Source organism: Streptomyces sp. NPDC001194, from assembly GCF_042896985.1.
GTDB lineage: Bacteria > Actinomycetota > Actinomycetes > Streptomycetales > Streptomycetaceae > Streptomyces.
The window spans coordinates 264,519-286,527 of record NZ_JBIAXU010000005.1 but is presented as its reverse complement, the minus strand read 5'-3'; the positions used below and the strand labels follow the sequence as shown (position 1 = coordinate 286,527).

The 22,009-nt window shown below is 74.6% G+C and carries 19 protein-coding genes; 11 read left to right on the top strand and 8 right to left on the bottom strand.

Annotated elements, in window-relative coordinates:
• Positions 1 to 4: 4 nt before the first annotated feature.
• Complete coding sequence (locus ACFY1T_RS15070) at positions 5 to 520, bottom strand: hypothetical protein (protein ID WP_234435694.1); 516 nt, start codon at positions 518 to 520, stop codon at positions 5 to 7.
• A gap of 510 nt (positions 521 to 1,030) precedes the next feature.
• On the opposite strand from ACFY1T_RS15070, the gene ACFY1T_RS15065 reads away from it, so the two are divergent.
• Complete coding sequence (locus ACFY1T_RS15065) at positions 1,031 to 1,951, top strand: ADP-ribosylglycohydrolase family protein (RefSeq protein WP_390788493.1); 921 nt, start codon at positions 1,031 to 1,033, stop codon at positions 1,949 to 1,951.
• A 237-nt stretch (positions 1,952 to 2,188) separates the two neighbouring features.
• Here the strand turns inward: ACFY1T_RS15065 and ACFY1T_RS15060 are convergent, their stop codons facing one another.
• On the bottom strand, positions 2,189 to 2,983 hold the full coding sequence (locus ACFY1T_RS15060) for a glutamate racemase (RefSeq protein ID WP_390788492.1): 795 nt from the start codon (positions 2,981 to 2,983) through the stop codon (positions 2,189 to 2,191).
• A gap of 1,289 nt (positions 2,984 to 4,272) precedes the next feature.
• Between ACFY1T_RS15060 and ACFY1T_RS15055 the strand changes: the two genes are divergently transcribed.
• The 5 genes from ACFY1T_RS15055 to ACFY1T_RS15035 all read left to right on the top strand — a co-directional run bounded on the left by ACFY1T_RS15055 (position 4,273) and on the right by ACFY1T_RS15035 (position 10,675).
• Positions 4,273 to 5,442 (top strand): glycosyltransferase, encoded by a 1,170-nt coding sequence (locus tag ACFY1T_RS15055; RefSeq protein ID WP_390788491.1) that lies wholly within the window; start codon positions 4,273 to 4,275, stop codon positions 5,440 to 5,442.
• 259 nt (positions 5,443 to 5,701) lie between these two features.
• Positions 5,702 to 6,223 (top strand): DUF6643 family protein, encoded by a 522-nt coding sequence (locus tag ACFY1T_RS15050; RefSeq protein ID WP_390788490.1) that lies wholly within the window; start codon positions 5,702 to 5,704, stop codon positions 6,221 to 6,223.
• A gap of 117 nt (positions 6,224 to 6,340) precedes the next feature.
• Positions 6,341 to 7,165 (top strand): MOSC domain-containing protein, encoded by an 825-nt coding sequence (locus tag ACFY1T_RS15045; RefSeq protein ID WP_390788489.1) that lies wholly within the window; start codon positions 6,341 to 6,343, stop codon positions 7,163 to 7,165.
• A gap of 306 nt (positions 7,166 to 7,471) precedes the next feature.
• Entirely contained in the window at positions 7,472 to 8,071 is a 600-nt protein-coding gene (locus tag ACFY1T_RS15040) for a hypothetical protein (RefSeq protein WP_390788488.1), read from the top strand.
• 138 nt (positions 8,072 to 8,209) lie between these two features.
• A complete protein-coding gene (locus ACFY1T_RS15035; protein ID WP_390788487.1) occupies positions 8,210 to 10,675 on the top strand; it encodes a right-handed parallel beta-helix repeat-containing protein in 2,466 nt (821 codons plus the stop codon).
• Here the strand turns inward: ACFY1T_RS15035 and ACFY1T_RS15030 are convergent.
• Positions 10,617 to 13,211: a hypothetical protein gene (locus ACFY1T_RS15030; RefSeq protein ID WP_390788486.1), complete on the bottom strand. Its 2,595-nt coding sequence runs from the start codon at positions 13,209 to 13,211 to the stop codon at positions 10,617 to 10,619. The two genes, ACFY1T_RS15035 and ACFY1T_RS15030, sit on opposite strands and share 59 nt — an antisense overlap.
• 298 nt (positions 13,212 to 13,509) lie before the next feature.
• On the opposite strand from ACFY1T_RS15030, the gene ACFY1T_RS15025 reads away from it, so the two are divergent.
• Positions 13,510 to 14,004: an SRPBCC family protein gene (locus tag ACFY1T_RS15025; protein WP_390788485.1), complete on the top strand. Its 495-nt coding sequence runs from the start codon at positions 13,510 to 13,512 to the stop codon at positions 14,002 to 14,004.
• Between the two features lie 55 nt (positions 14,005 to 14,059).
• Here the strand turns inward: ACFY1T_RS15025 and ACFY1T_RS15020 are convergent, their stop codons facing one another.
• On the bottom strand, positions 14,060 to 15,196 hold the full coding sequence (locus ACFY1T_RS15020) for a PLP-dependent cysteine synthase family protein (RefSeq protein ID WP_390788484.1): 1,137 nt from the start codon (positions 15,194 to 15,196) through the stop codon (positions 14,060 to 14,062).
• A 198-nt stretch (positions 15,197 to 15,394) separates the two neighbouring features.
• Between ACFY1T_RS15020 and ACFY1T_RS15015 the strand changes: the two genes are divergently transcribed.
• Complete coding sequence (locus tag ACFY1T_RS15015) at positions 15,395 to 15,919, top strand: ATP-binding protein (protein ID WP_390788483.1); 525 nt, start codon at positions 15,395 to 15,397, stop codon at positions 15,917 to 15,919.
• A gap of 284 nt (positions 15,920 to 16,203) precedes the next feature.
• On the opposite strand, the gene ACFY1T_RS15010 is transcribed toward ACFY1T_RS15015, so the two are convergent.
• Positions 16,204 to 17,514, bottom strand: a complete 1,311-nt coding sequence (locus ACFY1T_RS15010) for an ROK family protein (protein WP_390788482.1) — start codon at positions 17,512 to 17,514, stop codon at positions 16,204 to 16,206.
• A gap of 44 nt (positions 17,515 to 17,558) precedes the next feature.
• Positions 17,559 to 18,245 carry an alpha-ketoglutarate-dependent dioxygenase AlkB family protein gene (locus ACFY1T_RS15005; protein WP_390788481.1) on the bottom strand — a complete coding sequence of 229 codons (687 nt, stop codon included), beginning with the start codon at positions 18,243 to 18,245 and terminating at the stop codon, positions 17,559 to 17,561.
• Positions 18,246 to 18,293: 48 nt separating this feature from the next.
• Between ACFY1T_RS15005 and ACFY1T_RS15000 the strand changes: the two genes are divergently transcribed.
• Together ACFY1T_RS15000 and ACFY1T_RS14995 are read left to right on the top strand one after the other, a co-directional pair.
• The gene (locus ACFY1T_RS15000; protein WP_390788480.1) at positions 18,294 to 19,040 is read left to right on the top strand and encodes a maleylpyruvate isomerase family mycothiol-dependent enzyme; all 747 of its coding nucleotides are present in this window, start codon (positions 18,294 to 18,296) and stop codon (positions 19,038 to 19,040) included.
• 70 nt (positions 19,041 to 19,110) lie between these two features.
• Positions 19,111 to 19,362: a DUF6332 family protein gene (locus ACFY1T_RS14995; RefSeq protein ID WP_390788479.1), complete on the top strand. Its 252-nt coding sequence runs from the start codon at positions 19,111 to 19,113 to the stop codon at positions 19,360 to 19,362.
• A gap of 106 nt (positions 19,363 to 19,468) precedes the next feature.
• Here the strand turns inward: ACFY1T_RS14995 and ACFY1T_RS14990 are convergent, their stop codons facing one another.
• Both ACFY1T_RS14990 and ACFY1T_RS14985 read right to left on the bottom strand, forming a co-directional pair.
• Positions 19,469 to 20,401: a spherulation-specific family 4 protein gene (locus ACFY1T_RS14990; protein WP_390788478.1), complete on the bottom strand. Its 933-nt coding sequence runs from the start codon at positions 20,399 to 20,401 to the stop codon at positions 19,469 to 19,471.
• Positions 20,402 to 20,695: 294 nt separating this feature from the next.
• Positions 20,696 to 21,394 carry a TetR/AcrR family transcriptional regulator gene (locus ACFY1T_RS14985; RefSeq protein WP_390788477.1) on the bottom strand — a complete coding sequence of 233 codons (699 nt, stop codon included), beginning with the start codon at positions 21,392 to 21,394 and terminating at the stop codon, positions 20,696 to 20,698.
• 145 nt (positions 21,395 to 21,539) lie between these two features.
• On the opposite strand from ACFY1T_RS14985, the gene ACFY1T_RS14980 reads away from it, so the two are divergent.
• Positions 21,540 to 21,998, top strand: a complete 459-nt coding sequence (locus ACFY1T_RS14980; protein ID WP_390788476.1) for a nitroreductase/quinone reductase family protein — start codon at positions 21,540 to 21,542, stop codon at positions 21,996 to 21,998.
• Positions 21,999 to 22,009: the final 11 nt, after the last annotated feature.

Genomic DNA, 22,009 nt, shown 5'->3' with positions numbered 1-22,009 from the left:
ACCCTCAGCGGGCAAGGGCGCGCAGGTGGGTACGGATGACCCGGACCGCGTTCTCGGCGTCGTCGACGGTGACGGTGAACACCTTGCCGTCGCCGAGCCGCAGCTCCACTCCCTCGCCGCGGCGGACGATCACGGCGGTTCCCCTTTCCGGTCGCCAGCGGTAGCCCCAGCCGCCCCACTGCTGGGGGGTGATCCGGGGGACGAACTCGGCGGAGGCCACCTCCGCGAGCCGGATCTTGCGGCGGGGCAGCCCCATGTGGCCGCAGCGGACCTCCATCGCCTCGGCGTCGACGGTGACGGCGACGTGCACGAAGGCGAGGGTGCCGAAGAGGATCAGCAGTCCGACGGCGAGGCAGCCGATCACGGACATCAGCAGCGGGACGATGCCGGAGGTCCAGTTCGAGTCGACGGCGAGCTGGACTCCGAGCGCGAGACAGGCCGCGCCGGCCGCGGCGAGCAGCCACTGCACGCGATTGGAGGCCCGTCCCGTCCACAACGGACCCGGGGGGTGCACCGTCATGTGTAGCAGCGTACTCACGTTCCGCATGTGCGGCACCGCCTCCGGGCCACTCGGCACGGGCGCGTCGCCGGACGGCGGTCGCACCGCGCATCACGGTGCCGGACGCGCCCGACGGCGCTGCACGTGTACGCACCGGACGAGGACGCGCCCGTCCGCACGGCGGTGGCGGAGGGCGCGGACCCGCTCCAGCCCCGACGCCCGGTTCCACGGCGACCGCGCCGCCGTCCTGCGCGACCCGTGCGGCCACCTCTGGATCTTCCTGACGCACCTCGAGGACGTCCCGCCGGACGGCCTCCGGACCGCCCGCGGGAGGCACGGGCGCAGCCACGGTCGACGGTCGCACGGCGCACGGCTGCACGGCTGCACGGCCGCACGGCCGGATGAGGCGGCGGCGTTCACGGAGGGGCTGCAGGCCTTCGGCATCGGCGGATTCGACGACCCCGACGACCCCGACGGCTTCGGACGCGGTGTACTGGCCTGCGTATGCCCCGAACCGCCCGAGGAGGAATCATGATCACTCGACTCGACCGCGCCGTGGGCGCGGTGCTGGGCTCGGCCGTCGGCGACGCCCTCGGCGCGCCCTACGAGTTCGGGCCCGCCGGGGAACTGACCGCGCGCGGCCAGGAGATGCGCGGGGGCGGCGGCTGGGATCCGGGCGAGGCGACCGACGACACGCAGATGGCCGTCATGGTCGGCGAATCCCTCCTCGAGCACGACGGCCTCGAACTCCCCGACGTCTTCGGGCGGTTCCAGCGCTGGGCGGCCGCCCAGCCGAAGGACATCGGTCTCCAGACGGAAGACGTGCTGACCAGCGGCGAGGCCTGGGACCTCGCCGCCGCACTGCACTTCCAGATCAACGCGCGGGCCGCCGGCAACGGTTCCCTGATGCGGGCCTCCACCTCGGCGGTCTACTTCGCCGCCGACGGGCGGGAGGAGACGATGGACGCCGCCCGGCGGATCGCCGCCCTGACCCACGGCGACCGGGCGGCCTGGGAGGGTACGGCCGTACTGCACGAGCTCGTACGGGTGATGCTCGACGAGGGCGATCCGCTGGCCGCGCTCCCCGAGGTGCTCGCCGCGGTGCACCCCGACCACCGCGAGCGGTACGCGTTCGTCCTGGGACCCGACTGGCATCCGGGGCTGGCCACCGAGTTCAACGGGGCGGTGTGGCCCTGTCTGGGCTCCGCGGTGTGGGCCCTGCGGACGACCACCGGCTTCGCCGGGGCCGTACGGGCCGCCGTGGACCTGGGCGGGGACACGGACACGGTGGCGGCGGTCACCGGCACCCTGGCCGGGGCCCGCTACGGCCAGGCGGCGATCCCGGCGGAGTGGACGGCTCCGCTGCACGTGCCGCTGCCCGGGTTCGGGGACCGGGTCCTGGACGCGGACGGGCTGCGCGCGCTCGCCCGGTCACTGGCGCAGCGGACGTAGCGCTCGGGAGGCGGACCCGCCACGGGCACGGCGCACGGGGTGGCGTCGGATCCGGGGACGACCCGGCGTGGTCCTCGCCGTGTCAGCGCCTCCGCGCCGGATCTGAGGCGGCCCCGACGGGGGCGAGGCCCTGCCGGCCGGGCGGGCCGGGCGGGCCGGGCGGGCCGGGCGGGCCGGGCGGGCCGGGCGGGCCGGGCGGGCCGGGCGGGCCGGGCGGGCCGGGCGGGCCGGGCGGGCTCATCGCCCGACGGCCGCGCCCTCGCCCGCGAGAAGCCGTCCTTCGGCGTACCCGAGGGCGGCCGCGGGGAGCGCGCCCTCCTGGCCGCTGAGCAGGACGGTGAGGGTGCCGGTACGGGGCAGACCCGGCTCGGGGAGGGCCCCGAGGCGGCGCAGCGCCTGTACGGCGACGGCCTCGGCGGAGCCGTGGTAGCGGAGCTCGGCGCCGCCGGTCCGCTCGGCCAGGGCGGCCCGGATGGCCACCTCGACGAGCTCGTAGTGGGTGCAGCCGAGGACGACGTCGGTGACGTCGGCCGGGGTCAGCGCGGTGGCTGCGGCGACGGCCGCCGCGACGGCGGCCTCGTCCCCCACCTCGACGGCGTCGGCCAGTCCCGGGCAGGGCACCTCGGTGACCCGGGCCCCGGCGGCGAAGTCGGCGATCAGCCCGCGCTGGTAGGGGCTGCCGGTGGTGGCGGGGGTGGCCCAGATGGCCACGCGCCCGCCCGGGGCGGCGGCGGGCTTGATCGCCGGCACGGTCCCGATCACCGGGATCCCGGGCTCGAGCTCGGCCCGGAGGGCGGGCAGGGCGTGCACGCTGGCGGTGTTGCAGGCCACGATCAGCGCGTCCGGCCGGTGCTCGGCGGCGGCCCGGGCCACACCGAGGGCGCGCCCGGTCAGATCGGCGGGCGTACGGGGCCCCCAGGGCATGCCGACGGGGTCGGAGGAGATGACGAGATCGGCGTCGGGCCGCAGCCGCCGCATCGCGGCAGCCGCCGCGAGGAGGCCGATTCCGGAGTCCATAAGGGCGATCTTCACCTGGTCACCTTAATGGAAGGGACGCCACGGGGTCGGGCGGAGGCCGCCGTGCGGCCCCGGTGCGCCGCGAGGCCGGGCGCGGGGGGCGGGTGCGGGGGCGGGGTGGCGCCGGGCTCGGCGGGGGGAGCTGGAGGGGGGAGGGGGGCTCCGGCGGGGTCCGCCGATTGGGGGGTCGGGAGGGCTGGGCGGGGGCTTCGGGGGGGCGGGACCCACGCGGTCGGGGTCGGTGGTGTGTCCGGGGGCGTCCCGTCAGTCCACTGTCCTTCCGTGTCGGGGCGGTCCCTCAAGGGCGCTCCCTGCGGTCGCGTCGCTGCGCGATGTCGCTGCGCTCCACCCTTGACCGACCGCCCCGCCCCGGAAAGACAACAGACTGCCGGGAAACCCCCGAAGGAATGGCCGGGAGGATACCGAGGAGGAGCGGGCCCTCAGCGACCCTGACCGGCACTCTTCGCCAGCCGTAATCCCCTTCCGGGACCACCGGCCCCGGCCACGACCAGGGGGCGCGTCAGATCGCTACACGCTCCTCACGTCTCAGCGACCGACCACCGCCCGTGGCCGGACATAAGCCGCCCAGACGTCGTCCATAGACGACTATTTCGGCGTCTGCGGGTCGCCGGAGGACGCCAAAGGACCTTCATGGGCCGCTTGCGGGCGCCTGCGGACCGTCTGAGGACGAAAAACAGGCGAGAGGGAGCCTCATGCCGGATTTCCCAACCTCCCACTCCAGCAAGACGGTTCTTGAGTCCCTGCCATCTACCAAAAGGGACAAACGGGCCGCAGGCGCCCTATGAGAGGGGTTGGGGCTGGTCGTGGGCGGCTTATGTCCGGCCACAGGCGGTCGCTGGACGCCATGCCGAGAGGAGCGTGTAGCGATCTGGGGCGCCCCTGGGACTGGCCGACGGCCGGTGGTGCGGGTGAGGCGGGACGTGGCCGAACCGGGTGGCAAGGGCCGCATCCCTGACGCACCCGTGGGCCTGGCCGTCCCCCTGACCGTTCCTTCGGGGGCTTCCCGGCAGTCTTATGGCATTCCGGGGCGGGCCGGGCAATCCAGGGTGGCCGAAGGCCATCGCGAAGCGACGCGACCGCAGGGAGCGCCCTTGACGGCCCGGACCGACACGGAAGGACAGTGGACTGCCGGGAAACCCCCGAACCCCCACCGACCCCGATCACCGGAACCCCGCCGTCCCCCGACCCCGCCCAACACCCCCGACCCCACCCGACGGAACCCCGCCCCGCCCCACTCCGCCCAAATCCACGACACCCCCCTCCGTCTTCGGCACACTGCCCGCATGGGCCTTCTCTGCGCCGCCTGCGCCTCCCTCCTCGCCTGGCTCTGGCTCACCTTCGCCCAGGGCATGTTCTGGCGGACCGACGTGCGGCTCCCGCCGCGCAGCGCCCCCGGGCGGTGGCCTTCCGTCGCCATCGTGGTCCCGGCCAGGGACGAGGCCGAGGTGCTGCCCCGCAGCCTGCCCTCGCTCATCGCCCAGGACTATCCCGGTGAGGCCGAGGTCTTCCTGGTCGACGACGGCAGTACCGACGGCACCGGCGACCTCGCCCGGCGGCTGGCCCGGGAGCACCCCGGGCTGCCCCTCACCGTCACCTCGCCCGGTGACCCGCCCCCCGGCTGGACCGGGAAGCTGTGGGCGCTGCGCCACGGCATCGCGCTCGCCCGTACCGCCCATGCCACCGAGCCCGCGTACCTGCTCCTCACCGACGCCGACATCGCGCACGAGCCCGACAGCCTCCGCGAGCTGGTATCGGCCGCGACCAGCGCCGACCTCGACCTGGTCTCGCAGATGGCCCGCCTGCGCGCCGTCAGCCTCTGGGAGCGGCTCGTCGTACCGGCGTTCGTGTACTTCTTCGCGCAGCTCTACCCCTTCCGCCGGATCAACCGCCCGGCCGGCCGGACCGCCGCCGCGGCCGGCGGCTGCGTGCTGCTGCGCACCGAGGTCGCCGTCCGCGCCGGCGTCCCCGACTCCATCCGGCAGGCCGTCATCGACGACGTCTCCCTCGCCCGCGCCGTCCGCCGCTCGGGCGGCCGGATCTGGCTGGGGCTGGCGGAGCGGGTGGACAGCGTGCGCCCCTATCCCGGGCTCGGGGACCTGTGGCGGATGGTCTCGCGCAGTGCGTACGCGCAACTGCGCCACCAGCCGCTGCTGCTGGCCGGGACGGTGGCCGGGCTCGTGCTGGTCTACCTGGTCCCGCCGGCCGCACTCCTCGCGGGGCTGGCGACCGGGCAGGCCGCGACCGCCTGGGCGGGCGGGCTCGCCTGGCTGCTGATGGCGGGCACATATCTGCCGATACTGCGCTACTACCGGCAGCCCGCAGTACTCGCGCCACTCCTTCCGCTCACGGCCCTCCTGTACCTCCTGATGACCGTGGACTCAGCCGTTCAGCACTACCGCGGCCGCGGTGCGGCCTGGAAGGGCCGTACCTATGCCCGTCCCAGTGACGCCTGAAACGAAAAATCACCCTCTGCACCACCCCCCTCATCGATGTCATCCCAGGTCACCGCATTGTGACGCTACGTCAGCGGCAAGTCGGTGCAACAGCCAACCGGTGAGTACGAGTAGGAGCAACCCGGTGCGGAAGTGGCGAAAACGTGCACGTGAACGGGAAGTGAAGGGTGTGGCTCTGACCTGCGAATATGCAGGTCAGCGCGGTGTTCGTCACACCTCGCTATGGACCCGGTGAAGTCGTGGGCTTAACTTAGGTCCCATGACCTCCCCCCGCTCCACTTATGGCGGCGGTTACTACTCCGCGCCCTCCTTCCCGGACACCCCCATCTACGACTCCCTCGTCGCCGAACGGGGCACCCCGCAGATCGCCCCGATCCGCGTCCCGGCCGCTTACGACTCCCCCGGCTCCGGCTACTCGAGCGGCGGGTACCTCCCGGCACTCGCCTCCTCGCTGCCCGCCCTGCCGGCCGCGCTGCCCCCGGCCATGCCGCAGCAGCAGCAAGCCCCGGCGTACGGGTACCCGTACCAGCAGCAGGCGGCGCCCTCACCGATGCCCCTGCAGCAGGCGCCCGCTCCGTACATCCCGCAGCAGCAGCCGGCCGTGGCCCGCGCGGGATACATGCAGCAGGCCCAGCCGCAGCAGCCCCGGCCGGTGGCCATGGGCACCGGGTACGAGGCGATGCGTCCGGCCGCGCCGCGCCCGATGCAGGTTCCGGCTCCGGTTCCGGCCGCCTCGTACGAGGACCCGTACGGCCGCCCGTACCAGGGGCGCGGCTACTGACGGATCCGGAAGAGGGAGACCCGGTACTGGCCGACCCCGGTACCGGCGGGCCCCGGTACTGACAGACCCGGGGACGCTCACTAGGGCGCGCGCGGGAGCTCCTGGCAGGATGCTCCCATGTCGAACTTGTACGTCCAGGCGCTCCACATCCATCCCGTCAAGTCGGTGGCGGGGACAGCTCCCGACGAGATGGCCGTGGAGCCCTGGGGCCTGTCCGGGGACCGGCGGTGGGCGGTGGTGGACACCGAGGGCACGGTCATCACCCAACGCCAGCAGCCCCGGCTGGCGTTGGCCGCGGCGCGTCCGCTGGGGGGCGGCGCGGTCGCCCTGTCGGCGCCGGGCATGGCCGGGCTGACCGTGGAGGTGCCGGAGCCGGGTCCGCTGGAGCCGGTCACCCTGTTCGGCAAGAAGATCGAGACCGTGGTCGCCGCGAGCGCCGCGGCCGACTGGTTCAGCGCCTACCTGGGGGTCCCGGCGCGGCTGGTGCACATGGACGACCCCGCGGTACGGCGTCCCGTCGACCCGCAGTACGCGCTGCCGGGCGAGACGGTGAGCCTCGCCGACGCCTACCCGGTGCTGCTCACGACCCTCGCGTCGCTGGACGCGCTCAACTCGCTGATCGCGCAGGGGGACCATCCCGAGGAGGGTCCGCTGCCGATGAACCGTTTCCGCCCCAACGTGGTGGTCGCCGGCGCCGAGGCGTGGGCGGAGGACGGCTGGGAGCGCCTGGCGATCGGCGACGCCGTCTTCCGCGGTGTGCGGGAGTGCGGGCGGTGCATCGTCACGACCACCGACCAGGCGACGGCGGAGCGGGGCAAGGAGCCCCTCAAGACGCTGGCCCGGCACCGGCGGATCGGCAAGTCCCTGGCCTTCGGGCGGCAGCTGGTGCCGGTGCGGACGGGCACGGTGCGGGTGGGCGACGAGGTCCGCGTCCTGGAGTAGCGGGCGGGACCGATGGGCCGCGCAACCGCGGCACCGACCCCTCGGAATGACACCTTCGAGGGGCTGTGGGGGAACTCTGGAACCAAGCACCGTGGGCGGGCCGTTGGTGCATGCGACGGCTGTGACAGGAAAGTGCGGGAGCGAGCTCGGCGTCGGCCAGGACCACGGCCTCGCTCCCGGTGCTTTCTGCACCGGATCGGATGACACGGCTGCCGCACGTCCCGGAATGCGCGTTGCCGGGGCGTGCGGGAGGCTTGGACCGCAGGCAGACGGAGGCAAAGGGGGTGCCGGACCGTGTGGACAGCAATGGGTGTGTGGCGTTGGCGGCGCAATCCGCTGCGCCGGCCGACTGATCTCTTCGAGGCGTGGGTGGCGTTCGCCGCGCTGGTGTGCGTCCTGCTGGTGGCTCCGGCCGTCGGCACGGTCGCGGGCCTGGAGGTGGACGGCACGCTGCAGCGGGCCGCGCGCGAGCAGCGGCAGGAGCGGTACCTCGTCCCGGCGGTGGTGGTGAGGCCGGCGGAGGCGCCGTCCGAGGGGACGGAGGCCGATCCGTCGGCGCCGCGGCAGACCCCGCAGCGCACGCAGATCGTCGCGTCCTGGACGGCGCCCGACGGCAGCAGCCACCAGGGCACGGTGCCGGCCGCGGAGGAACCGCCGCAGGCGGGCGACCGGTTCCGGATATGGACCGATACGCAGGGCCGGCTCGTGGGTCGGCCCCTCGACGAGGCCTCGGCGAGCGTCCACGCGGGGATGGTGGGCCTGGCCGCCGCTCTGGGCGCGGCCGCGCTGGTGGAGACGGTTCGCCGCCTGGTCGTACGAAGGCTCATGCATCGTCGGTACATGCGGCTGGACCGCGCGTGGGCGGCGGCGGGACCGGACTGGGGCCGGGCGGGCGCGGGCAGCTGACCTGGCATCTCACCGGCTCCGCGCGCGCTACGGTGGAGCGGCCAGAGTCGGTCGTCGCCAAGGCGGTGGGCGGCGGCGGTGGTTTCCGCCGCTTCGATGGCACGAGCACGAGCACGAGGGCGGGGGCGCGACAGCACCATGGCACAGGGCACGGTCCAGGTGACGCACGGCGGGTCTTCGCGGTGGCGCCGCCGCTCCGGTGAGTATCCGACGCTGGCCGCCGCGCTCGCCGTCGCGGGCGACGGGGACGTGCTGTCCATCGCCCCCGGCACCTACCGGGAGAACCTGGTGATCGACCATGCCGTGACCCTGCGCGGGCCGGAGGGCTCGGTGGGTTCGGTGCGGATCGCGCCGCTCGACGGGGTCGCGCTGACGGTGCGCGCCTCGGCCGTGGTCCAGGACCTGCACTTGGAGGGTCAGGACCGGGCGGCGCCCGCGCTGCTGGTCGAGGAGGGCTCGCCGGAACTCACCGACCTGCGGGTGAGCACCCGGTCCGCGGCGGGCATCGAGGTGCGCGGCGGGGCCGCCCGCCCCCTGGTGCGGCGGTGCACGGTGGAGAATCCGGCGGGCGTGGGGATCGCCGTACTGGACGGCGGGGGCGGGGTGTTCGAGGAGTGCGAGGTGGTGGCCGCCGGGCAGACCGGGGTCTCCGTCCGCGGCGGCGGGCGGCCGCGGCTTGAGCGCTGCCGGATCCACCACGCCTCGGGTGCGGGCATCGCGGTCACCGGCGAGGGCTCGGGCCTGGAGGCGCTGGGCTGCGAGGTGTACGAGATCAAGGGCACGGGTGTGCAGATCGCCTCGCGTGCGGCGGCCCGTCTCACCGACTGCTCGGTGCACCGCACTTCGACGGACGGGGTCACCCTCGACACGGACGCGGTGCTCACGCTCGCCGGCTGCGACATCCACGACATCCCGGAGAACGCGGTGGACCTGCGTTCCCGTTCGGTGCTCACGCTCAGCCGCACCACCGTCCGCCGGTTCGGCCGCAACGGCCTGTCGGTGTGGGATCCGGGTACCCGGGTGGATGCCGAGTCCTGCGAGATCCATGACAGCACGGGCGACTATCCGGCGGTGTGGATCAGCGACGGGGCCACCGCCTCGCTGAGCTCCTGCCGGGTGCACGACGTACCGGACGCGGTGTTCGTCCTGGACCGGGGCTCGCGCGCCGACGTGGTCGACAGCGATCTCTCCCAGGTGCGCAACACGGCCGTCTCGGTGAGCGACGGGGCCACCGTGCAGGTCGACGACTGCCGGATCCGGGAGGCGGCGACCGGAGCCTGGTTCCGCGACCACGGCAGCGGCGGCACCCTCGCCAACTGCACGATCGACGCGGTCCAGACGGGGGTGATCGTCACCAAAGGGGCCGATCCCTCGCTGGAGCGGTGCACGGTCAGCTCCCCCTCCGAGGCGGGGTTCTACGTGTCGGCGGGCGGCCGCGGGAGTTTCCAGTCCTGCCGGGTGACGGGCAGTTCCGGCTTCGGTTTCCACGTCATCGACGGCTGCCGCACCACGCTGACCCGCTGCCACACCGAGCGCTGTGCGCGCGGGGGCTACGAGTTCGCGGAGGACGGCCCGATCGCCGAGGACTGCACCAGCGACGAGTCCGGGTCGCGGCTCGCCGCCCAGTCTCCGGGCGCCGGGGCCGGCGCCCTCGCCGGTGAGCGCGCGGGGATCCGTACGGTCGGCGAGGTGCGGGGACCGGCGGCGGTGGCTGCGGCGCAGATGCCGGCCCCGCGCGCCGCGCAGGAGGCGGACCGGGAGTCGCCGGGGGCGGCGCGCGGCTCCGGTGAGGTGCTGGGGCAGTTGGACGGGCTGGTGGGCCTGGACAGCGTCAAGCGCGAGGTGCGGGCACTGACCGACATGATCGAGGTGGGGCGGCGCCGGCAGCAGGCGGGTCTCAAGGCGGCGTCGGTGCGCCGCCATCTGGTGTTCACCGGCAGCCCCGGCACGGGCAAGACGACGGTGGCCCGGTTGTACGGGGAGATCCTGGCGTCGCTGGGGGTCCTGGAGCGCGGCCATCTGGTCGAGGTCTCGCGGGTGGACCTGGTCGGGGAGCACATCGGTTCCACGGCGATCCGGACCCAGGAGGCGTTCGACCGGGCGCGCGGCGGGGTGCTGTTCATCGACGAGGCGTACGCGCTGGCCCCGGAGGACTCGGGGCGGGACTTCGGGCGCGAGGCGATCGACACCCTGGTGAAGCTGATGGAGGACCACCGCGATGCGGTCGTGGTGATCGTCGCCGGGTACACGGCGGAGATGGACCGGTTCCTGACCGTGAACCCGGGTGTGGCCTCGCGGTTCTCCCGGACCATCACCTTCGGGGACTACGGGCCGGAGGAGCTGCTGCGGATCGTGGAGCAGCAGGCGGAGGAGCACGAGTACCGGCTCGGCGAGGGCACGGCGAAGGCGCTGCTGACGTACTTCACGGAGCTGCCGAAGGGCCCGGCGTTCGGAAACGGCCGCACGGCGCGGCAGACCTTCGAGTCGATGGTGGAGCGCCACGCGGGGCGCGTGGCGCAGTTGTCGGACCCGGGCACGGACGAACTCACCCTCCTGTTCCCGGAGGATCTCCCGACTCTGCCGGCGCTGCCGACGCCCTGCTGACCCTGGGCCCGGGCAAACCGGGGGCCTCCGGGGCCGGTGTGGCGGGTGGGGTCGGGGCAGGTGGGGCGGGATCGGCCGGTGGCGCCGGGGCCGGGACGGCGAGCGCGGCGGAGCGGGCGCGGCGGGCCGGTCCGGCCAGCCTGGCCAGGAGCGCGTCGCGCTCGGCGGCGAAGGCGGGGTCGGCCTGGTAGTCGAAGTGCCCGAGGATCGGCGCGGGCAGCGGGTTGCGGGCGCTGCGCCCGTAGGCGAGCGGGTCGGCCAGCGGCCCCCGGTCGACGGGGTCGCCCGGGGCGGTGGTCGGGGCCTGAGCCGTGGTCGGGGCCGTGGGCGGGGAGGTTTCGGCGGGGTGCGGGAGGACCGGGCCGCCGATGGGGTCCGTCGCGCGCCAGAGGTTGCGCCAGCAGTCGATGTCGGCGTGCAGTGCGGCGAGGGGGCCCGGGCCGAAGTACGCCGGGAACCAGCGGCCGTAGAGCCGCCGGAGCGGGGAGCCGTACGTGAGCAGCGCGACCCGGCGGCGGACCTGTGGCGGCAGCTGCCAGACGGCGGCGGCCGCGAGGACGCTGCCCTGCGAGTGCCCGGAGATGACCAGGCGGCCGCCGGTGCGGCCGGTCCAGCCGGTCATCCGCCAGGTCAGGTCGGGGACCGCGCGCTCGGCGTAGCAGGGCGGCGCGAACGGGTGCGCGGCGCGCGGCCAGAAGGTGCCGACGTCCCAGAGCACGCCGATGGTGCGGCGGGCCGCGGGGTCCCGGTAGGCGCGGCGGCCCCAGGCGACGAACGCGGCGATGGCGAGCCCTATCAGCCAGGACCCGGCGTCCTGCGCCGCCCGGGCCGCGGTCTCCAGCAGCGGGTGGGCGCCACGGGCCGCCTCGCCCGGGACCTGCCCGCTCAGCCAGGCTCCGGCGAGGGCTCCGGCGCCGAGCAGCAGGGTGATCCCGGAGACGGCGGCCACGAACCAGGGTGCGGAGTCGGTGAGTGCGGCGGCGGCCCGCGCCCCGGCGATCTGCCGGCTGCGGTTCACGTCGGGCCGCTCCCCCGGGTACTCGGCGGCGACCCCGGCGGCGAGCCGACGCCGGGCGAGGACCCCGCGTACGGCGAACCAGGCCGCGAGCAGGGCCAGTACGAGGAGCAGCGGGGGCAGTACGGCGGCCTGCCAGGACAGCAGCACGGGCGGCGCGGGCGCCGGGTGCGACAGGGCGGCGGCCCCGGCCGGTCCGGGACTCCCGGGCGCGTCCAGCCAGTCGGCGACCCGCTGCGCGACCCCGCCGGTCATCACCCCGCCGAGGGCGCACCCGAGCATGGCGACGGCGGGACCGCCGAGCCCGTACAGCGCGCTCGCCGGGTCGGGGGCCATCCGGTACAGGCGGACGGCGACGGCGGCGAGCAGCAGGACGCAGCAGCCCTGGCCGAGCATGAGCGCGCCGAACGTGAAGTCTCCGGGGAGTCGCCCGCCGGAGGTCCACCCGGGGCGCGACCAGCCGGCGTAGAGCAGGACGGCGACGAGCAGGGCGAGGGCGGATCCGGGCATCAGGGTGATGGCGGCCCGGTCGAGGCGGTGGTCGGCGCGCTCCTCGGTGCGGCCGCGCCGGCAGACGACCCAGGTGACGGAGAGGGCCCCGGCGGCGAGCGCCGCCTCCACCGCCCAGCCGACGGCTTCGAGTACGGGGCTGCCGGCGCGGCGGTCGTAGCGGGCGGTGGGCGCGGCGACGGCGGCCGCGACGATCAGCAGCCCGGCCGCGGTGTGCGCGGCGCGCAGCCGGGCCACGATGCGGCGCCCGTACCAGAATCCGGGCCGGCCGAGGGCGGGTGTCCCGTCCGGGGCGGCCGCGGGGGCGGCCGCGTCCGCCGGCGGCGGCTGGGACTCGTACGCGCTCCAGGTCCGGTTCGACAGGTACCACAGCAGCCCGGTCAGCGCGGCCGGGACCAGCGCGCCGAGCGCCAGCCGGCGCCCCGGCTGGCCCCACCAGCCGCCCGGCCGCAGGAACCCGAGCCAGGAGCGTGAGCCCGTGCACGCTCCGGACCCGGCGCACTGCCAGGCGAGGAGGTCGAGCGCGACCTCGCAGGCGGCCGCGATCAGCAGCAGGGTGAGGCTGAGCGCGAGGACCCGTACGAGGACCCCGTACGTGCGCACCGCGCGGCCCGCCGGACCGGTGGCGGGCGCGGCGGGCCGGGCCCAGTGGGCGAGGTTGACCACCATGAACGGCAGGAGCAGCAGCCACAGGGCGCGGGAGCCGTTGCCGGAGGTGAGGCGGGACCAGCAGTAGGCCTCGACCACGGGCCGCCCGGCGTAGCACTCGGGGTGCTTCTCGGCGTCGGCGTCGGCGGCGCGGCGGAACACGGCGGCGGTGGAGTCGCCGGTGATGCGCACGGTGCGCGGGTCACCGAGCAGCTCGTCGGGGGGTGCGCCGTGGACTCCGTGCACGTGCAGTTCGAGGGCCAGGGGGCGTGGGGGTGTGAGGAGTTCGAGGGCCAGGGGATGCGGGGGCTGGGGAGACTGTGGAGAGTGGGAAGACTGAGGAGGCTGGGGACGGTCCGGCACTACGGCCTCCGCTCGCTGGGCGGGATCGGCGCAATTCCCGCTCGCTCGGCGGGGTCGGCGCACCTTCGAGCATCCCGCGCCCCGACGCCCCTGCCTAGGCCCCGTCCGGGCGACGGGCGGCGGCAACCGGGCCGGTGGCGGGGGCTGATGGCGGGGGCCGGTGGCGGGGCCGGTGGCGGGGAGCCGATGGCCTCCCGCGCGGGCCGAAGTGGCGGCCGTCGTGCGGCGGACATCCGACGGGTCGGCCGTTAAGGTACGCGGACGCACGTTCCACTGCCCGTCCCCAGGAGGAACCGCCATGGCTCGCCGACTCCGCCCCGTGGAGCTGGACTTCATCGAGAACGCCCCGACCCGCCTGGTCTTCGCCGCGCGGACGGCGGCGGGGCCCGAGGCCGTGTACCGGGCCCTGGCCGAGGACGTCGAGGGGTGGCCGCGGTGGTTCCGGGCGGTGACCCTGGCCCGGCCGACGCACGGGGGCGCGGGCCGGGAGGTCCGGCTGGTCGGCGGGACCCGCTTCGAGGAGACGATCATGGCCGCGGAGCCGGGGCGGCGCTACGCGTACCGGGTCGACACGACCAACGCCCCCGGGCTCCGGGCCCTTTTGGAGGAGTGGCGGCTCACCCCCGCCGACCCCTGCTCGGGCACCCTCGTCCGGTGGACCTTCGCGGCGGACGGCCCGGCGCCGCTCCGGCTCGCCCTCGCCGCCGCCCGCCCGGCCCTGGGGCAGTCGTTCCGGTCCGCGGTCCGCGCACTCGACGCCCGCCTGGCCGCCCGCCGCCCGGCCGGTCAGTGACGCGGAGTCCGGAGCGGGAGGGCACGACTCCCGGGCAGGGGCCGGCCGAAGCCGGTCAGGCCACCGGCTCGCGCCATACGCCGGTCGCCAGCAGGGTGTCGAGGGTCTGCGCGTACGGGGCGATGTCCAGGCCCTGACCGGCCAGCCACTCGTCCGAGTAGTACTTGTCCAGGTAGCGGTCGCCCGGGTCGCACAGCAGCGTGACCACGCTGCCCTTGCGGCCTTCGGCCACCATCTCCGAGATGATCTTCAGCGCGCTCCACACGCCCGTCCCCGTGGAGCCGCCCGCCTTGCGGCCGATGGCCTGCTCCAGGGCGCGGCAGGCGGCGACGCTCGCCGCGTCCGGCACCTTCATCATCCGGTCGATGGCCCCGGGAACGAAGCTCGGCTCCATCCGCGGCCGTCCGATGCCCTCGATGCGCGAGCCGCAATCGCTGCTCGCGTGCGGGTCGTTGTTGGTCCAGCCGTCGAAGAAGCAGGAGTTCTCCGGGTCCGGGACGCACACCCGGGTGTCGTGCTGCATGTAGTGCACGTAGCGCGCGATCGTCGCGGACGTACCGCCCGTGCCCGCCGTCGCCACGATCCACGCGGGCTCGGGGTAGCGTTCCAACCGCAGCTGCTGGTACATCGATTCGGCGATGTTGTTGTTGCCGCGCCAGTCGGTCGCCCGCTCCGCGTAGGTGAACTGGTCCATGTAGTGCCCGCCCGTGCGGGCGGCGAGCTCCGCGGACTCCTCGTACATCTTCATCGAGTCGTCCACGAAGTGGCATTCGCCGCCGTGGAATTCGATGAGCCGGCACTTCTCCGGGCTCGTCGTGCGCGGCATGACGGCGATGAACGGAACCCCGATCAGCTTCGCGAAGTACGCCTCGGAGACGGCCGTCGAGCCGGACGAGGCCTCGATGACCGGTCGTCCGGGGCGGATCCAGCCGTTGCACAGCGCGTAGAGGAAGAGCGAGCGCGCCAGGCGGTGCTTGAGGGAGCCGGTCGGGTGCGTGGACTCGTCCTTGAGGTAGAGGTCGATGCCCCATTCCTCGGGGAGCGGGAAGCGCAGCAGGTGCGTGTCGGCGGATCGGTTGGCATCGGCCTGGACCTTGCGGACGGCCTCCTTCAGCCAGGCGCGGTAGTCCGCGTCGCTACGGTCGACGTCGATTGTCGTAGCCGTCGTACCGGAGGTACGGGTGGTGCTCATGCGACTGGCTCCTTCGTGCGGTTCTTCGCCCCCTGCTTTCGCAATGTACCTCCCTCACCTGCACAAACAGTCACTTTGGGTATCTATGCGGATCGCTTTCGATCGCGTTCGGTTGCATACACGGGCACCGTGGGTGACCCTGGTGGAGCATTACTGAGGGTGCAGCACCCGTAACACTCATGTCGGGGAGTCGCAGCCGTGATCAGTCATTCACGCAGGCACTGCGTCGTCGAACTGCAGGCCTTGCCGTCCCGGATCGGACAGATCCGGAGGATCGTTTCAGCGCAACTGCGCCACTGGCAGCTCGATCCGCTCATAGACCGGGCTGCGCTCGGCGTGACGGAGCTGCTCAGCAACGTCCACCGCCACGCGCAGCCGGACAAGACCTGCACGGTCGAGATCGAGCTGCGGCTGGGGCGGCTCACGGTCTCGGTGTACGACAGCGATCCGCGCCTTCCCGTCCTGCGGGAGGCGGCCGCGGACGCGCTGGAGACCTGCGGGCGCGGGCTGGCGCTGGTCGAGGCGGTCAGCGAGGCCTGGGGCGCCCGGAACCAGGCCGACGGCCCCGGCAAGGTGGTCTGGTTCTCGCTCCGCGCCGCCCCGGTCGGCAGCGGTTCCAGGCCCGTACGAGAGCCCGCGCCGACGGTGGTGGTGGCCGTCGACCCGAGCGCCGTCCCGACAGCGATGCCGGTAGCGGCCTCGGTCGGCGCCAGGCCCGGGTAGGCTCCGGCCGCCGCACCCCCGGCCCCGGCACCACCGCCCCGGTCGGCGCCACCCCGGCGCCCCGGCTCCGGGCGAGGCGAGGCGGCGGGCGTGCTCCGCCATCGGCTCCGGCACCGCTGCACCGGGGGCCGACCCCGGACACCCCGCCCCGCCCGCCACCGCGCCCCGCGCCCGGCGCCCCGCGCGCGGCGGCTGCCCGGGGGCGTCCCCAAGGTCGCGCGGGTCCCGTGATGCCCGGCGCGGTGCCGTCTCACCGGCGGACCGGGCTGCTGTGCGGAGAGCCCCTAGGCCGCCGTGCCCAGGGTGCCCAGGGGGTCGTCCAGGACCGGCTGCCAGGCCAGCTCCGCGGCGCCCACCAGGCTGTTGTGGTCCAGGGTGCAGGGCAGGATCGGCACTCCCCCGCTGCGGCCCCACAGGCTGCGGTCCGCGACCACCGCGCGCAGCCGCTCCGGGTCCGCGTACAGGAGTTCCCGGTGCAGCCCGCCGAGGATGATCCGGTCCGGGTTCAGGATGTTCACCAGCCCCGCGAGGCCCAGGCCCAGCCGGTCGATGAGCTCCTCGGCGGCCGCCCGCACCGCGGGCTCCGCGTACTCCCCGTGCAGCAGGTCGCGCGCCTGCTGGAGCAGCGACACCTCCGGACCCGGGATGCGGCCCGCCGCAGTGAGGAAGGCCAGCGGGTCGGCCTCCACGTCCAGGCAGCCGCGGCCGCCGCAGTGGCAGGGCCGGCCCTCCGGGTTCACCGTGAGGTGGCCGACCTCCAGGGCCAGCCCCGAACTCCCGCTGTGCAGGCGGCCGTCCAGGACGAGCGCGCCGCCCACCCCGCGGTGGCCGGTGGCCACGCACAGCAGGTGCTGGGCGCTGCGGCCCGCGCCGTGCCGGTGCTCGGCGAGCGCGGCGAGGTTGACGTCGTTGCCGGTCAGGGCCGGGCCGTCGATGCCGGCCGCCTTCACGCACTCCGTGAAGATGGCCCGTACGGGAGACCCGGCCGGCCAGGCCAGGTGCAGCGGGTTCAGCGCCGTGCCGTCGGGCTCCGCCACAGCCGACGGCACCGCGAGCCCCGCGCCGATGCAGCGGCGGCCGGTCTCGGCGAGCAGCGCCGCGCCCGCCTCGACGACCTCGCCGAGCACCTGGGCCGGATCCGCGGAAACGGTGACCTTGCCGGGGGCGGTGGCCACGATCCGGCCGCCGAGGCCGACCAGCGCGGCCCGGAACCCGTCCGAGTGCACCTGCGCGGCCAGCGCCACAGGGCCGTTCTCGTCGATGGAGAGCCGGTGCGAGGGGCGGCCCTGGGTGCCGCCGGCGCCGCCCGGGCGGGAGTCGACGCGGATCAGGCCGAGCGCCTCCAGCTCGGCGGCGACGGCCCCGGCCGTGGCACGGGTGACGCCGAGCTCGGCGGTCAGGACGGCGCGGGTCGGCGCCCGGCCGGTGTGGACGAGCTCCAGCGCCGGGCCGAGGGCGCCGCGGCCCCGCTCCAGCTTGGTCCTCGCCGAGGCCCCGGCCGAAGACCCGGCCGAAGACGCGGCCGAAGACGCAGAAGACGCCGCGGACACCGTGGTCGCATCCCCCACCCGCGGCGGGGCCCCGTTGCCGTTCATGACAGCGATCCTCGCATGATCGGCGGTGTGCGCGGCGCCGTCGATCAGTCGGGGGCCGTCCCGAGGCCGCCGACCCGCAGGGTGATGTTCAGCCGCCCGGTCAGCCCGAGCCAGGGCGGGGCGGTGCCGGGCAGGACCCTCGGCACCCCGTGATACGCCAGCCGCGCCGGGCCGCCGAAGACGAACAGGTCGCCGCTGCGCAGCCGGAGGTCCTGGTACGGGCGGCCGCGCGAGGCGGTGTTTCCGAAGCGGAAGACGCACGTATCGCCCAGGCTGAGGGAGACCACCGGAGCCCCCGACCTCTCCTCGGCGTCCCGGTGCATGCCCATGCGGGAGTCGCCCTCGTAGAAGTTGACCAGCGCGATGTCGTACGCGTACGAGGCCGGCGGGGGCCCGCCGTACGCCGCCGCCACCGCCTCCCGCCCCAGCTCCGCGAGCCGGCCGGGCATCGGCTTGACCGGTGCCCCGTCGCCGTCCACGGCGGTGCGGGCATAGCCGTACGGGTACCAGTGCAGCCCGAGGCACACCTGGCGGGCGGTCATCGTGCCGCCGCCGGGTGTCCGTACGGTGCGCAGGCCGGCGGGCGGGCGCGCCCAGGCGCGGCAGGCGTCGAGCAGCTCCCGCTGGAGCCCGGGCCCGAGCCAGTCGGGCACGTGCACGGCGCCCGGGGCGATCTCGGTCCGCTCGCGCGGGAAGAGTTCCCCGTCAGCCGGGAAGAGTTCCCCGTCCATGGCTCCATTTTCACCGGCATCTTCGGCGGCCGGTGCGACACTGCCCGCATGAAGATCTCGGAGTATGTGGAGACCCTGGCGCGGGAAGGCGAGTTGCTCGCCGAGACGGCCGAGCGGGCGGGCACGGAGGCCCCCGTGCCGACCTGTCCGGGGTGGCGGGTCACCGACCTGCTGCGGCACACGGGCGCGGTGCACCGGTGGGCCACCGGGTACGTCGGGGACGCCGTCCTGGAGCCGGGACCGTTCCCGGACGCCCCGGAGCTGGCCGGCGCCGAGCTGCTGGCCTGGTACCGGGAGGGGCACGAGGCCCTGGTCCGGACGCTGACCGAGGCGCCGGCCGACGTACAGTGCTGGACCTTCCTGCCGACGGCCGCGCCGTCGCCGCTGGCGTTCTGGGCGCGCCGGCAGGCGCACGAGACGGCCGTGCACCGGATGGACGGGGAGGCGGCGCTCGGTGTCGCCTATTCGCCGCTGTCACCGGAGTTCGCCGAGGACGGGGTGGACGAGCTGCTGACCGGCTTCCACGCGCGGCCGCGCAGCCGGATGCGGACGGAGGAGCCGCGCGTACTGCGCGTGCGCGCCGCCGACACGGGCGCGGTGTGGACCGTGCACCTCTCGGCGGAGCCGCCGCGCACGGTGGCGGGCGATACGGGCGACCCGGCGGACTGCGAGGTGATCGGGACGGCCTCGTGGCTGTACGAGGCGCTGTGGAACCGGCTTCCGCTGATGGGCCCGGGCGTGACCGGGGACGAGGCACTGGCCCGGCGGTGGGTGGAGACGGCCGGCATCGGCTGAGGCGTCGCAGCGGGGGCGCCGACCCGAGACGCCCTTGTGACGGTGCGGTACGGGCTGTGACACTGCGTTCATGGTGCGACGGACACAGGCGGATCGCGACGCGATCACGATAGAGATCGGCTACGCGTTCGTCAGCGGATGCGTCGCCGCCGCGCTCACCTTCGGAGCGGTGTACGGACCTGCCCTGGTCTTCGAGCTCTCCCCCACCGCCGACGCGGCACTGAAGGTGGCGGCGGGCGTCCTCGCGGGGGTGGTGTTCCTGTTCCGGATCACCCACGTCCTGTGGCGCTTCGCCCGCCGCCCGGAGAACGACGGCCACTGACCGCCGCCACGCCCCGTGCGGAGCGCCGCGGCCCGGCCGCCGGACTTCGGCCGCCGGACTTCGGCCGTCGGGGCCGGACGTCGGGGCCGGACGTGTCGCCCGCCGCTCAGCCCAGAGTGGCGGCGTACAGCGTCTGGCTGCGGTACTTCCAACTCGGCGATTCGTCCCAGGGGTTGGGCATCCGCGTACCCGTCGCATACGCGTAGCCCGCACCGCGGTCGAAGGCCGTGCGGAGCGTGGAGCGCATGGCGGTCGTGTCCGGGACAGCGTGGACGAGGTGCCAGAACGCGGTGCCGGTCGGGTCGAGTTCCGTACCGGCGCGGTAGCCGCCCGACTCCGAGAAAACGTTCCCTCCGAGCCAGCCGTCTCCCGTGTACGCGGCGTACGTGTCCTCGAAGGTGACGAAGACGTCCGCCGTGCGGTGGCCCGGCTCCAGGTAGCAGTCGGCGATCGCGGTGCCCGGGTTGTCGACCACGAGCTCGGCCGCCGTGGGGTCCGCGGCGTCCATGGTGTCCTGCACGTACTCGCGCAGCCGCGCGTAGTGGTCGCGGGTGGCGTTGCCGGGGCCGCAGTCGCGGCTGACGACGTCGAAGAAGATGCCGTCCACGTGCAGGCGGCCGTCGCGGGTCTTCAGGTAGTTGTCGACGGAGGCCTTGACGGCGTCGACGTCGCGGTTTCCGTGGTCCGTGTGGACGTAGCCGAGGACCTTGGTCTTCTCACCGGTCGCGGTGGTCCCGGCCCGCAGCGCGTCGGCGCGGGCCTGCCAGCGGGCGTCGAACGGGGCATCGCCGTTGCCCGGGTTGAGGACGACCACGGAGGCGGCGGGCGTGGTGGCGACGAGGTCGCCGAGCATGCGGTCCCCGGCCCACGCGTACGCGGGGACCCCGACCTCCAGGCCCCGCACGCCGGCGGCCCGGGGTCTCGGGGCCGGGACGGCGTCCTCGGCGGCCGTGCCGGCCGAGGCGGGCACGGCGGGCGCGGGGGCGGCCAGCAAAGAGGTGACCAGGACGGCGTACAGGGCCTTCACGGCGCGGGCCACGGCTGTTCCTCCGGCAAGGGGCGGGGGCAGGGAGCACGACCCGACGAACACTAGACGGGCGCCCGTTCGGTGAAAGCCGAACCACTCGTATTGGTGTGAGGAACAGACAAGCGATCCGTCACCTCATCATGTGAACGACGCGCACCACGCGGCTGTACGGGCGGCCGGCGCGAACCGCCGTACGGACGACGGCACGGGCCCGCCGCCGGACGACGGCGCCGACCCCGTACCGACGACGGCGCGGACCCCGTACCGACGACCGCGCGGACCCCGTACCGACGACGGCGCGGGCGGTCACACTGCGGGCAGCCCGACCGCGTGGGCCAGTTGGTCCGCGGCATGCGCGAAGAAGGCGGCGCGGTCCTCGACGACCCGGTTGAACTGACCGAACAGCTCGAAGGAGATGAGGCCGACCAACTGCGCCCAGGCGGCGACCAGGGCGGCGGTGACCTCCGGGGGCAGACCTTCGGCGAAGTCCGCGGTCATCCGCACGGCTTCGGGGCGCAGGGCGGCGGGCAGCGGCGGCAGCGCGAGGCCCTGGCCGGCGTGGGCGGCCCGGACGATGCCGATGAGCGTGTTGCCGACACGGGAGGCGGGGGCGATCGTGTCGGCGGGGGCGCTGTAGCCGGGGACCGGGGAGCCGTAGATGAGCGCGTACTCGTGCGGGTGGTCCAGGGCCCAGGCGCGGGCGGCCTCGCAGACGGCCGTCCAGCGACGGCGGGGCGCGGCGCCTGCGGCGCGGGCGGCGGCGTCGGCCTGCTCGGCGGCGGCGCCGAGGCTGTCGTAGGCGTCGATGATGAGCGCGGTGAGGAGCTCGTCGCGGCTGGGGAAGTAGCGGTAGAGGGCCGAGGACACCATGCCCAGCTCGCGGGCCACGGCGCGCAGCGAAAGCTTGGCGGCGCCCTCGGCGGCGAGCATGCGGCGCGCCTCGTCCTTGATGGCGGCGGTGACCTCGATACGGGCCCGTTCCCGGGCCCCGCGCACGGTACTCATACGAGCAGTGTGCCAGAAGTCAGAGCACTGCCCAAAAATCAGAGCGTCGATCCATTCAGAGAGCACTGCTCTTGTTTTAGAGCGGCAATCCGTGCACACTGATCTCAAGCGAGAGCACCGCTCTCCCGACATCCCGGAGCAAGCCATGAACGCGCCCAGCCCGTACTACGTCCAGGCAAGCCCGCTCGCCACTCGCTTCAACTCCCTCTTCGGGAAGCTGGCCCGGCTCGGCATCAGCCTGGCCGGCTCCGCCGAGCTGTCGGTGCGCGGACGCAAGTCCGGCCAGATGCAGCGGATCCCGGTCAACCCCCACACGTACGAGGGCGAGCAGTACCTGGTGTCGGCGCGCGGCCACTCCCAGTGGGTGCGCAACATGCGGGTGGCGGGCGGCGGCGAGCTGCGCGTGGGCCGCAGGGTGCGTGCCTTCACGGTCACCGAGATCACCGACCCGGTGCAGAAGGCCGTCCTGCTGCGCACCTACCTGGAGAAATGGGGCTGGGAGGTCAACCGGTTCTTCCAGGGTGTCACCGCCCGGTCGACCGACGCGGAGCTCCAGGCCACCGCCGGCGACCACCCGGTCTTCCGCATCACCGTGTCGAAGTGACCCACCCGGGC

Coding starts and splice junctions, on each gene's coding strand:
- ACFY1T_RS15070 (WP_234435694.1), bottom strand. CDS start 520: ATGACGGTGCACCCCCCGGGTCCGTTGTGGACGGGACGGGCCTCCAAT.
- ACFY1T_RS15065 (WP_390788493.1), top strand. CDS start 1,031: ATGATCACTCGACTCGACCGCGCCGTGGGCGCGGTGCTGGGCTCGGCC.
- ACFY1T_RS15055 (WP_390788491.1), top strand. CDS start 4,273: ATGGGCCTTCTCTGCGCCGCCTGCGCCTCCCTCCTCGCCTGGCTCTGG.
- ACFY1T_RS15050 (WP_390788490.1), top strand. CDS start 5,702: ATGACCTCCCCCCGCTCCACTTATGGCGGCGGTTACTACTCCGCGCCC.
- ACFY1T_RS15045 (WP_390788489.1), top strand. CDS start 6,341: ATGTCGAACTTGTACGTCCAGGCGCTCCACATCCATCCCGTCAAGTCG.
- ACFY1T_RS15040 (WP_390788488.1), top strand. CDS start 7,472: ATGGGTGTGTGGCGTTGGCGGCGCAATCCGCTGCGCCGGCCGACTGAT.
- ACFY1T_RS15035 (WP_390788487.1), top strand. CDS start 8,210: ATGGCACAGGGCACGGTCCAGGTGACGCACGGCGGGTCTTCGCGGTGG.
- ACFY1T_RS15025 (WP_390788485.1), top strand. CDS start 13,510: ATGGCTCGCCGACTCCGCCCCGTGGAGCTGGACTTCATCGAGAACGCC.
- ACFY1T_RS15020 (WP_390788484.1), bottom strand. CDS start 15,196: ATGAGCACCACCCGTACCTCCGGTACGACGGCTACGACAATCGACGTC.
- ACFY1T_RS15010 (WP_390788482.1), bottom strand. CDS start 17,514: ATGAACGGCAACGGGGCCCCGCCGCGGGTGGGGGATGCGACCACGGTG.
- ACFY1T_RS15005 (WP_390788481.1), bottom strand. CDS start 18,245: ATGGACGGGGAACTCTTCCCGGCTGACGGGGAACTCTTCCCGCGCGAG.
- ACFY1T_RS15000 (WP_390788480.1), top strand. CDS start 18,294: ATGAAGATCTCGGAGTATGTGGAGACCCTGGCGCGGGAAGGCGAGTTG.
- ACFY1T_RS14995 (WP_390788479.1), top strand. CDS start 19,111: ATGGTGCGACGGACACAGGCGGATCGCGACGCGATCACGATAGAGATC.
- ACFY1T_RS14985 (WP_390788477.1), bottom strand. CDS start 21,394: ATGAGTACCGTGCGCGGGGCCCGGGAACGGGCCCGTATCGAGGTCACC.
- ACFY1T_RS14980 (WP_390788476.1), top strand. CDS start 21,540: ATGAACGCGCCCAGCCCGTACTACGTCCAGGCAAGCCCGCTCGCCACT.